Consider the following 11,350-nt stretch of genomic DNA (forward strand, 5'->3'; position numbering starts at 1 on the left):
GGTTGAAAATTTGTGTCCATAAGCAAAATTTGTGGGCACAAATCCTGTGCCAAAATTTGATCATGACGGACGCTGGTCAGGCAGTCCAGACGGCGCTGAGAAGACGCTTACAACTATCCTGATTCAAAGTGCTGATCAATACGACCGGCGTGCCCCAATAATGAATTGCTGGTTCAATGACTTTGTGCATAAGCATTTTTCTGACTCCGGAGGTTTCAATGCCATCTAGAGTGCAGTTATTTCAACTTCCCGACCATCCGTTACTTGCTTTTGCATTCGACATCGTTTCAAGCACGCCGCGCACGAGCGCGGGAATCGGCACTGAACGGTTGCTGCTGCGCTCAACGTAGATATGGACGAAGTGGCCGGCCGCTGCAGGAAGTTCGTCGTCGTTGCGGTACAGTGCCACTTCTTAGCGCACACTGGCGTAGCCCAGCTTGGAGACGCGGATGCCGGCGTGGGGCGTGTTCGGAAACGAGATCGAGGCAATTCAAAACCGCTTTTGTCCGTCACGTTGCGAGCTTGAATCAATAAGCTGATCGTGCGCTTGAGGGTCGCACGTTCAGCTTCCTGTGATTTCGAACAAGGTTCTATGTTAGTTCGATATCTATTGATAGAATGTAAATTTTCTTACTGGCAATAGATAAACATGAAAAAGACGGCATGGCATCTCGATGCGGCTGCAAGCTGGATTTTCGCCTTTGTACTTGTTGCGTCTGCGTTACCGGTTCGCGCAACTGAACTGAAGTGGTTCTATGTGCGTATGGACAAATCTGCGGCGTTAGCGGAACTGTGCGTTGCACTACCGAGCGATGTAAGTCCTGAGGCATCGTTGGCGCAAAATGTCCAAGGCGGTGTCAAGCTCGACTTTACGGACAAGACAGATGAGGGGGAGATAAAAGTCTTCTCTTCGAAGTCTGGCTACAATTATGCTTTTGCGACGACCCCGAAAGCATGCGCGACTTTTCGGCAGAATATGATGGCCGCTGCGGAGCAGCGCAAGCTTTCACCATTGTGGCTTGTAGCAGATGGTGCGAGGAATGCCTGCCGTCCTCTAACAGAATTTTTCCCGCCAGTTGGCAATATCCCTGGAGCTGCGATTCCGACTGCAGCTCAACAGGCCGCGCGGATGGCCGACATGCAGCCAGAACTTAAGTTTTTATCGCCCAGGTTTGCGAGCCTGACAGTAACGCTTCCGAACCAGAATAAGAAGACTTTCAGCATCTTTTCAAAAAAATCGGAGTGCGCAGAGTACTTGGTCGGCCTGCATAAGGTCCTTCAGGATCAGTCCCGAAATACTGGAAAATCTGCCCAGGTCGAAGGTTCACGTTTCGGAATGTACAGTGGCGAAACGAGAAACCTGAAAGTCGGGGTCGAAACACAACCGCAAGGAACGGCCCTGGTCGTAGTCAACAAAGCAAGCAACGACTTCACGTTCGAGCCTACCACCATCGTCCTGGAAGCCGGGCCCAAGAAAGTTTCCCCCTGTACCGCCTATCTTTTGAGTTTGCAGGGAATCGGCGTGGCCACGGTCGTCGCGGTTACGGCAAAGTCGACTGAGGGATATATGCTTGGCTCGTGCCCGAGCCATGATAATAACGGGAAGATGGGTGATCGACTGGTGATCAACCGCCCAATCACAGCAGTCGTCATCGGTGGGGTGAGAGTGAAAATGGGTAGGGATAATTGAGTGGTGGCCGTCCTTGCCTTGGCACCGCCAGTTCCGGCGGCTGGCTGTACGCTCTTTGCTGGACCGCACCGACCGGCCGAGCGTGTTGTTCGAGCGCACTAACGTGGCTCCGTGACACACAAGGTGCTGCTGCCAGGCTGTACGACGCTTGAAAGGTACGTCACGCGCCTGCGCAGCCGCGTCGAGGAGCGCTTGTGGCGCACGCTCGGAGTTGGAATGAGCCTGGATCAGCAAACGCGCCTGGAAGGCCTCTTAGTATCTTCTGGTGGCAGTCGGAATTCCCAGCTTGATCGCCTTCGCACCGGACCGGTGGTGGCCAGCAGCCGATCAATGAGCCTGGCGCTGATGCGGCAACAAGCCGTTCGCGAGCTTGGCATCCGGTTGCCGGCCGCTACGGGCATCCCGGCCACGCGGGATGCGATCCCCGTGGTGGACGTGCGGCGGCTTAATCATGGATTTTCCTTGATCCGGTTTTCCGTTCCACTGCACCTCAGACCTCAGGTGCATGAATAAAAGCAAGCCCCCCCACGAACGCCCTTTTATCCCCTCAGGCTGCTGTACGTCCGGCGCCGCCACAGAAACGCCACACCGTTTCCGCACCTCCCCATTGGGGGCGTGGACAGGTCCGCAACGCGGCGCCTGCCTATTTCTGCACGGAAGCAAAAAGCACTTGCGCAAAGCCCCGGGGCATGGATTATACTGTACATCCATACAGTTTAAACTATTAACAAAATCATGCTCTGCCAAGCGCTGCAACAGCAACCAGCCGACTTCAACGCCAGTCCGCCGTCGGCGTGGCCTGATGTCTGGCGGGCCAGCGAACTGGCGGTATCGCGCGTGCCGGGACACCCAACCGGTCATGCCATGCTGGATCATGAATTGCCCAATGGAGGGTGGCCGCGCTCCACGCTGGTCGAACTGCTGTTGCAGCAATCCGGCATCGGTGAGCTGCAGCTGCTCAAGCCGATTCTGTGCAAGCTGTCGGAGGGCCAGCGGATCGCCCTGGTCCAGCCGCCCTACCTTCCGCAAGCCAAGGCGTTCAGGAAACTGGGCATCGACACCAGCCGACTGCTGTGGGTACGCGCGTCGGGTTCCGGCGACGCGTTGTGGACCGCCGAACAGATACTCAAAAACGGCAGCTGCGGCGCGGTCGTGTTGTGGCAGACCAACGTGCGTCCGGAATCTCTGCGGCGGCTCAATCTCGCGGCGCAGTCCGCGGACACCTGGTTCTGGCTGATGCGCCCGATGGCCTGCGCCGGCGAAGCATCGCCGGCACCGCTTCGGCTCGGATTGCGGCCGGCGGTGGGTGGGGTCGCAATTGAAGTGCTCAAGCGCCGCGGCCCCGCCTCCGACGAAACCCTGTTCGTACCATTACCCGACATGCCCGCCGGCCGTCACCCTCTGCATCATGAAAACGCCCCTGCTGTTAAGTTTGTACCTGCCGTTGTTACCGCTCGAAACGCTGCGCCCGTCCTGGTCTGAAGCGGGTGCTTACGCGGTTATGGACGGCGGACAGGTCCTGATCGCGTCGCCATCGGCGCGACGCGAAGGCGTGCAGCCGGGCATGCGCAGTAGCGGCGTCGCCACCATCGCCCCCGACACCGCCATGCTGGAGCGCGATGTGGCCAAGGAGGCGCGCGCGCTCGACGCGATCGCGCTGGCCCTGCTGCAGTTTACGCCGGAGGTGGCGTTCGACGCCGACTTCAGCATGACGCTCGATGTCGGTGCCAGCCTGCGCCTGTTCGGCGGCCCACTGGCGCTGTGCCGCTTGGTTGGTCACAGCGTCCAGCGGCTGGGGTTTACACCGGTGTTGGGCGCCGCGCCAACGGCCCACGGTGCCTGGCTGCTGGCGCATGCACCGCATGAGCGCAAGCGACCGCCGCACCGCCGCTGTCTGCGGCTGCGCACCCTCGCCTCGCGCCTCGACCAACTGGCGTGCACGTTGGAGCCTGCCGCACAGCCGTTCACGGTCTGGCTCGACGGCATCGGCGCCAAACAGTTGGGCGCCCTGCGGCGCCTGCCGCGCGCAGGCCTGCTGCGCCGCACCGGCAAGCTGCTGCTGGCGGCACTCGACCAGGCCTACGGCGACCAGCAGGAAATGCACCACTGGATCGCCATCCCCGACGCCTTCTCGGCCCATGTCGAAACCTTCGACCGCATCGAGCACGCCGAGGCGCTGCTGGTGGGCGCGACCGCGCTGATCCTGCAGATGACGGGCTGGCTGACGGCGCGCCAGCTGGCCGTGCTGACCTTTACCCTGTTGCTGGAACATGAGCGTGGGCGCGCGGCCATTGCCCCGACGCCGCTGGAAATTGCGTTGGCCGAACCCGCGTGGAAGGAGCAGCACCTGCTGCGGCTGTTGAAAGAGCGACTGGCCAAGATGGAACTGGCGGCGCCGGTGATCGGCCTGACTTTGCGGGCCGATCAGCTGCAGCCGATGCTGCCTCCGACCGACCAGCTGTTCCCCGAGCCCGGCGGTTCGCCCACCGACTTCAAGCGCCTGCTCGAGCTGCTGTCCGCCAGGCTGGGACCGGAGAACGTGATGACCCCGGCCTTTACGCCGGACCATCGTCCGGAACAGTGCAACGGCTGGCAGCCGGCGACGCAGGCGAGGAAGGGGCTGCAGGAAGAGGACGAGCTGCTGGACCGCCCCTGCTGGGTGCTGCCGAAGCCGATCGCGCTGATCATGCGCGAGGAGCGGCCGTTTTACGGCAGCCCCCTACGGCTGATACGCGGTCCCGAGCGCCTGGAGGCAGGATGGTGGGACAACCAGACGGTGGTGCGCGACTACTACGTCGCGCAGGGAACGGACGCCACCTGTTACTGGATCTATCGCACCCGCGATGCGCGCTGGTACCTGCACGGCCTGTTCGGCTGACACGTTCATGGCCACTCCTTCCATCCTGCCGGCCTACGCGGAACTGCAGTGCGTCAGCCACTACACCTTCCTGCACGGCTCCTCTGCGCCCGAACAGCTGGTCGAGCGGGCCGCCGGCCTGGGCTACCATGCGCTGGCGATCGCAGACGAGTGCACGATGGCCGGTGTCGTCAAGGCGCATCAGGCGGCCAAGGAGGCTGCCCTGAAGCTGGTGATCGGCAGCCAGATGTGGGTGACGCCGGAGGACGGCAGCCCGCCGTTCAAGTTGCTGGTGCTGGCCGTGAACAGGAACGGCTACGGCAACCTGTGCGAGCTGATCACCGTCGGCCGCCGGCGCGCGGAGAAAGGCAGCTACCTGATACGTCCGCGCGACATCGCCGCCCCGCCGCCGGACCTGGCAGAGCTGCGTGGCATGCCGGACTGCCAGCTAGTGCTGCTGCCCCGCTACGGAGAGGATGCCTCCGTGCTGGAACGCCATGCCGCGTGGCTGCTGCAGAACGCGCCCGGACGCGCGCGCATCGCCCTCACCTTGCATCTGCGCTCGCGCGACGAGGAACACCGGCAAACGGTGCTGGCGATCGCCGCGCAGCTGGCGCTGCCGGTGGTGGCCACCGGCGACGTCGTCATGCATGTGCGCTCGGCCAAACCGCTGCAGGATACGATGACCGCGATCCGCCATGGCGTGCCAGTGGCGCGCTGCGGCTACCGGCTCGCCTCCAACGCGGAGCAGCACCTCCGTTCGCGCGTGCGTCTGGGCAACCTGTATGCGCGCGAGATGCTCGACGAGACGATACGCTTGGCCGACCTGTGCAGGTTCTCGCTCGACGAGCTGCGCTACGAGTATCCGGTCGAGATCGTGCCGGAGGGACACACGCCCACCAGCTACCTGCGCGAGCAGGCCTACATCGGCGCCCACTGGCGCTACCCTCACGGCATTCCCGACACCGTGCAGGATCTGCTGGAACGCGAGCTACAGCTGATCGCCGAACTGGCCTACGAAAACTACTTCCTCACCGTGTACGACATCGTCCGTTTCGCGCGCGCGAACAGGATCCTGTGCCAGGGACGCGGATCCGCCGCCAACAGCGCCGTCTGTTTTTGCCTGGGCGTGACGGAAGTCGATCCGGCGCGCGGCACGCTCTTGTTCGAGAGGTTTATTTCGAAGGAGCGCAACGAGCCACCCGACATCGACGTGGACTTCGAACATCAGCGGCGCGAGGAAGTCATCCAGTACATCTACAACAAGTATGGACGTACCCGAGCGGCGCTGACGGCGGTGGTCACCAGCTACCAGCCAAAGAGCGTGCTGCGCGACGTCGGCACCGCGCTGGGCGTCGATCTCTCAATTGTCGATAAGGTGGCCAAGGCGGCGCACGGCTGGGGCGGACGCACGGAACTGGCCGAACGGATGGTCAGCTGCGGTTTCGATCCGGAATCGGACATCGCCCACAAGTGGGCCTATCTGGCCGAGCGCATGATGCGCTTCCCACGCCACATGTCCCAGCACCCCGGCGGCTTCGTCATCGCCCGCACCAAGCTGTCGCGCCTGGTGCCGGTGGAAAATGCCAGCATGGAGGACCGCACCATCATCCAGTGGGACAAGGACGACCTGGACGCTGTTGGCCTGCTGAAGATCGATATCCTGGCGCTGGGCATGCTCAGCGCGATGCGCCGCGCGCTGGACCTGATCTCGGAGCTGCGCGGCGAGCGCTTCGAACTGCAGGACATCCCGCACGAGGATCCGGCCACCTACGACATGATCTGCCAGGCCGACACGGTGGGTGTGTTCCAGATCGAGAGCCGCGGCCAGATGTCGATGCTGCCGCGCTTGCGGCCTCGCACCTTCTACGATCTGGTGATCGAGGTGGCCATCATCCGTCCCGGCCCGATCCAGGGCGGCATGATCCATCCCTATCTGCGCCGGCGCGCCGGCACCGATCCGGTGACCTATCCCAGCAAGGCGATCGAGGGCGTGCTGTCGCGTACCCTGGGCATCCCCATCTTCCAGGAACAGGTGATGCAGATCGCCATGGTTGCGGCGGGCTTCACCGCCGGCGAGGCCGACCAGCTGCGCCGGGCGATGGCGGCCTGGAAGCGCAAGGGCGGCCTGGAAAAGTTCGAGGACAAGCTGATGGCCGGCATGGCCGAGCGCGGCTACACGCCGGAGTTCGCAGCCTCCATCGCAGGCCAGATCCGCGGCTTCAGCGAGTACGGTTTCCCGGAGTCCCACGCGGCCAGCTTTGCGCTGCTGGCCTACACCTCCAGCTGGCTCAAATGCCACGAACCGGCGGCCTTCCTGTGCGCGCTGCTCAACAGCCAGCCGATGGGGTTTTACAGCCCGTCGCAGCTGGTCCAGGACGCCAAGCGACACGGCGTCGAGGTGCGGCCGGTCGACATCCACATCAGCCACTGGGAAGCCATGCTGGAGCCATCAGATCGGCCACAGCACGCCGTTCGCCTGGGGCTGAACACCATCACGGGTATGGAGCGCGAAGCCGCCTGGCGCATCGAAGAGGCACGCGCGGTCGAGCCGTTCACGAGCCTGCACGACCTGGGCCTGCGCGCGGATCTGGACGCCGCGCAGCTCAAGCTGCTGGCCAGCGCCAACGCTCTTGCATCGATCAGCGGCAACCGCCGGGAAGCGATGTGGAGCGCGGCCGGCAGCACGCCGGACAAGGGACTGCTGCGGGAAGCGCATGTGGCCGAGGAGGCGCTGCAGCTGGAGGCGCCTTCTGAGGCGGAGGAATTGGTGGCCGACTACCGTCATCTCGGACTGACGTTGGGCCGTCACCCGCTCGCGCTGCTGCGCAAGCGCCTGCATGCGATGCGCTTCATGCCGTCCGAAGTGCTCAACCACTACAGCGATGGCCAGCTGGCGCGGGGCTGCGGCCTGGTGACGGTGCGCCAGCGCCCGGGCACTGCAAAGGGCGTCGTCTTCATCACCATGGAAGACGAGACAGGCAACGTCAACGTCATCGTCTGGCCCAAGCTCGTCGAGCAGCAACGTAAAGAAGTCATGGGCTCGCGCCTGTTGGGCGTGTACGGGCAATGGCAGATGGCAAACAACGTGCGCCACCTGGTCGCCAAGCGCCTAGTCGACCTGACGCACCTGCTTGGGGAACTCGAAACACGCAGCCGTAATTTCCACTAACACTGCCCAACGCCTACGCTTACAGAGGCACATTGATAGGGGTGATTCACACTCAAGCAAACGTTGAGCGCTTAGTGGATGCCGGTTACCGGCACCGAACCGCCTGTGGACTCGCCTGAATAGCAGCAGGTTGCGTAAATTCCGCGTAATGGCTGCGTGGCGTACTCGAGTCCGCTTCCGCCCCGTTGCGGACGTCCGACCTACGTCGTTACATAGGGTCAAAATCTCGATAGCTAGTTTAGGAAGATGTTGCAACAGGTAGCGGCCACTCTTAAAAAATTACTTCTTCTCAGAGGAAACTAAACCTTTCAATCGTTCAATAACGCCTACGTTCTTCTCGTCCCGAATAAAATCAAAAAGTGCTTCAGCTGGTAACGCTTCTCTATGATTTCCATTTAGTGTTGTGGATGCGTTGAAGGCCACCGCCTCAATTGCCTTTGCTATAAGTTCTTTTTTCAACGAATCGACATCCGGAACCTGCAGGGCGTCAAGTTGTCTTTTGTAGCTCTCATAAGATTTTGCTAGTGCCTCCTTATGAGCATATTCTTGTTGAAGTCGTTCGTACTGGCTTCGCCGCATTGAAGCAAAGATGGCAAGCCAGACTAGGGGGGCTACGAATGGAATTTTAGCTAGAGAAATTCGGAGTAACTCGTCATAGGACTTGATCGGCGTGAACGAAACTGCCAGCGGCCATATCGCAAAACTCTGAACAGAGAATAATATTGCAATAATTGGAATCGCGAGAACCGCAGCATAAAAAAACCTTGTGTTCATTTTAATCTTTTCACTGAAAGAACGTGTAAGTGCCCTATAAGCAGTCGCAAGACCTGCGCTGGTAGCGCCTGGCAATAGAGTCTCAATTCGCGTATACATTGCATTATATTTTTCTAATTGAGTGCTTTCAAATAGGGCCAACTGCTTAGTACGCTGATCTAACTCCAACTTCAATCCACTGATAGGGCTGCCGGTCGCATCGGGTTCACCGAATATTTTGGTATAGAAAACGTCCAATTCGTTGACTTTTCCTTGAGTTAGCAGAAGTGTCTTCTGAATTGTCTCAACGTCGCGGTTGATCGCATTGACCACTTGATCTACTGCAGACTTGATTGACGGTTGGTCGCTCTCAACAAAGAGTCGTCGCTGAAACGACTGAATCTCGCTCTCTGCCGCCTGCGCTCTGCTGCGCAGTAATTCAATTTCTGCTGCGGCCGACGGCTGTTCGCCAGTGCCTTCCAATAGCACAACCCTTAATGCCCGAATTTCATCAGCCTTGTCTCGCGCAAATTGTGCGCTTTGCTTCAGTGAATCCAATTCGGCTCGGGAGGCGTCGCCAATATTTGCGGCCATTACAGATACTGCCTTCAGATGTGACTCAACCTGCTGTTGATAAGCAAGCAAGGCGGAATTTTCCGCTTTCGCCACATCTGAGGGGGCGACCATGTATGGTTTAACGTAACTTAACAAATTGTCAGCGTTAGCATTCGCATTATTAATATGGCCAATATCGCGATTACTTATATAGGCTCTGACCTGCTGCAGACACCCCTCTGCTTGTCCGACAAAGTTGCTCCACGTTGACGGAGGGACCAATTCAGGATCAACCGCTTCTATTACAGTATCTAAGTATGCTATGACTTTTCGCAGGCGCGCGACTTCCTGAGTGTTCGTCGCTATCGTCATGTCGTCAACAGTCAGTTTGGGCACCTCGGACTTAAGTGCCTGCCAATAAGACTGAAAAGGGTGATTGCGAAATTCATCGTCCCAGCGTGACATTTTTTTCCTTAAATTTTTGGATGAAAAGCGGAAGATTTTACTTTCCAAGTTGCGTATTGAATATTAGCGGCGACATGGTTGAATTATCAGGAATACGGGGAAACGTCGACCGTCTGTTTATGGCCGTGAAAGGTCATGGCTGAGTAAAGCAAGAGTGAACTCCCCATACTTCGATCTGAATTCCGGCGAACCACAAGAGCATAAGTACGAGCAGTGCAAAAGCGACGCTTACTGCGCCGCGATTGGTAGACTTGGAAATACAAGCTACCCCAACACCGCCAAAAGCAGCGCTCAAAATATGTAGAACAAAAGCGGAGCCTTCAAGCTCAAGTACACTGGCTGGATCGCCATAGGATCCCCCTTTGGGATCGCCAGCACAACCGGCCTTGAACATCATTATGAGCGATAAAGCTCCAGCAATGGCAAATAACAGCCAGAGTACTTGCGGCAGGAAACTGGAAGAACGGGCTTTCATGCGTAATAAGCTATTTTATGAGCGTAGAGAATAAAGGTCTGTAATTGGCCGCGAAGCGTCATCGACTTGAGCGAAATTTTAGGTTGCGCTGCGCGAACGCACCACCTGCGTCCGGCTGAGCGAGTCGTGCCACCAGGTCTCACCCAGTGAAAAGGACATCGGCTCAAAAGGAAGGAAGCGGCACAACGTACGTACGATTGCCGTAGGTATGGAAAGTGTCAGTCCATTAGTGGTCACAACGCGAGTGCCGGTCAAGACTTTTCCAAGTGTTCTGCCGGAAACCACCTCAAAAGTTACGTAGTAGATAAAGTAAAATGCTATGCAAATTCCCCACCACTTCGGGCCATTTAGTGTTTCAAGAGCATCTATCCCGAAGGCGACGCCGTACGCGATCTGCAAAGTAAACATCCCTATCCATATCACGATTAGATCGACCACGTAGGTCCAAAAACGGCGGGCGGCAGAAGCTATCTCTCCCGGCATTCGCCCTCTCTGAATGGATGCAGCGGCGGCAACATCCGGATTATGTTCGACAGACAATTAAACTCTCCTAAATGATCTAATGTTGAGTCAAGGTATTTGATGGCCTAATTCAGCAATCAAAAGATATCGAAAGGCAGTTCTTGGCCGACTGTCGACTACGGCATGCGGCCCATTCGTTCCACTTTACAGAACGCAGCGGTGACTCCAATACGCAGGCACTCTGCTTTAGCTTGAGCAACCTCGAAGTCCAAAAAATACCCTAGATTCCATGTAAGTTTACCCGCTCTATGCTGCTCTTCTAATCCCAAAGGTTCAAAGCGCTCTGCGAATGCAAGCACCTTTTTCAACTTAAATAGAGATTTTAGGGCTTCTGCTTCTGATTTAATGGAGACGGTTCCGATAAACAGTTCATGCGTTGGCAGCGCTGACAAATCAGGAATGTGGTGGCAATGAACTGGGACTTCGTTGCCACACTTTTTGCAATACCAGATCTCCAATGCGGATTTTTCCTCTGGCCTATCAAAATCAAAACTTCCGCATTTTTCACACTTCATGTTACTGCCTCTGTTGAGCTGAATGCCAAACCAAAGAAACTGAGACGCAATACGCTAGACTGGAATCCGTCCGTATATGGACTCCTCCTCGTTTGCAAACATTCCGTCTTTGACTTTCAGGTACGACTGCTCACGTATATTCGGTCTCTAACTGCTTTGCCCGTCGTCGGGCAAGGACCATAATGGGCTATTCGCGCGCTGGCTCCCAATTGCTTCTTCGGGCTCGGAGGCCGCAGACGTTGTCGGGTTCTGCCAGCGCCGGTTCGACCTGTTGGCCATCATCGGCATGTTTCGCAATCGTGGTTGGATACTCCTTTTTACGTACTGACTGCTCTACTGTTTAAAC

At 58.2% G+C, this 11,350-nt stretch carries 9 protein-coding genes; 5 read left to right on the forward strand and 4 right to left on the reverse strand.

Annotation, left to right across the window (positions count from 1 at the left end):
- The first annotated feature begins 649 nt into the window (after positions 1-649).
- The 5 genes from ABWW33_RS32770 (at position 650) to ABWW33_RS32790 (ending at position 7,719) form a co-directional block, all read left to right on the forward strand.
- The gene (locus ABWW33_RS32770; protein WP_353405593.1) at positions 650-1,690 is read left to right on the forward strand and encodes a hypothetical protein; all 1,041 of its coding nucleotides are present in this window, start codon (positions 650-652) and stop codon (positions 1,688-1,690) included.
- Between the two features lie 216 nt (positions 1,691-1,906).
- Complete coding sequence (locus ABWW33_RS32775; protein ID WP_353405594.1) at positions 1,907-2,203, forward strand: hypothetical protein; 297 nt, start codon at positions 1,907-1,909, stop codon at positions 2,201-2,203.
- 222 nt (positions 2,204-2,425) lie between these two features.
- Complete coding sequence (gene imuA / locus ABWW33_RS32780; RefSeq protein ID WP_353405595.1) at positions 2,426-3,172, forward strand: translesion DNA synthesis-associated protein ImuA; 747 nt, start codon at positions 2,426-2,428, stop codon at positions 3,170-3,172.
- 19 nt (positions 3,173-3,191) lie between these two features.
- Positions 3,192-4,568: a Y-family DNA polymerase gene (locus ABWW33_RS32785; RefSeq protein WP_353405596.1), complete on the forward strand. Its 1,377-nt coding sequence runs from the start codon at positions 3,192-3,194 to the stop codon at positions 4,566-4,568.
- A gap of 7 nt (positions 4,569-4,575) precedes the next feature.
- Positions 4,576-7,719 (forward strand): error-prone DNA polymerase, encoded by a 3,144-nt coding sequence (locus tag ABWW33_RS32790; RefSeq protein ID WP_353405597.1) that lies wholly within the window; start codon positions 4,576-4,578, stop codon positions 7,717-7,719.
- Between the two features lie 279 nt (positions 7,720-7,998).
- Here ABWW33_RS32790 and ABWW33_RS32795 read toward each other — a convergent pair whose 3' ends face one another.
- The 4 genes from ABWW33_RS32795 to ABWW33_RS32810 all read right to left on the reverse strand — a co-directional run bounded on the left by ABWW33_RS32795 (position 7,999) and on the right by ABWW33_RS32810 (position 11,004).
- Positions 7,999-9,492, reverse strand: coding sequence for a hypothetical protein (locus ABWW33_RS32795; protein ID WP_353405598.1), 1,494 nt, complete (start codon positions 9,490-9,492; stop codon positions 7,999-8,001).
- Between the two features lie 133 nt (positions 9,493-9,625).
- Positions 9,626-9,967 carry a hypothetical protein gene (locus tag ABWW33_RS32800; protein ID WP_353405599.1) on the reverse strand — a complete coding sequence of 114 codons (342 nt, stop codon included), beginning with the start codon at positions 9,965-9,967 and terminating at the stop codon, positions 9,626-9,628.
- Positions 9,968-10,045: 78 nt separating this feature from the next.
- Positions 10,046-10,507, reverse strand: a complete 462-nt coding sequence (locus ABWW33_RS32805) for an RDD family protein (RefSeq protein WP_353405600.1) — start codon at positions 10,505-10,507, stop codon at positions 10,046-10,048.
- Positions 10,508-10,605: 98 nt separating this feature from the next.
- Positions 10,606-11,004, reverse strand: coding sequence for a hypothetical protein (locus ABWW33_RS32810; protein ID WP_353405601.1), 399 nt, complete (start codon positions 11,002-11,004; stop codon positions 10,606-10,608).
- Positions 11,005-11,350 lie beyond the last annotated feature (346 nt).

This window comes from Duganella hordei (assembly GCF_040369125.1).
In the GTDB taxonomy this organism is placed as follows: Bacteria; Pseudomonadota; Gammaproteobacteria; order Burkholderiales; family Burkholderiaceae_D; genus Rugamonas; species Rugamonas hordei.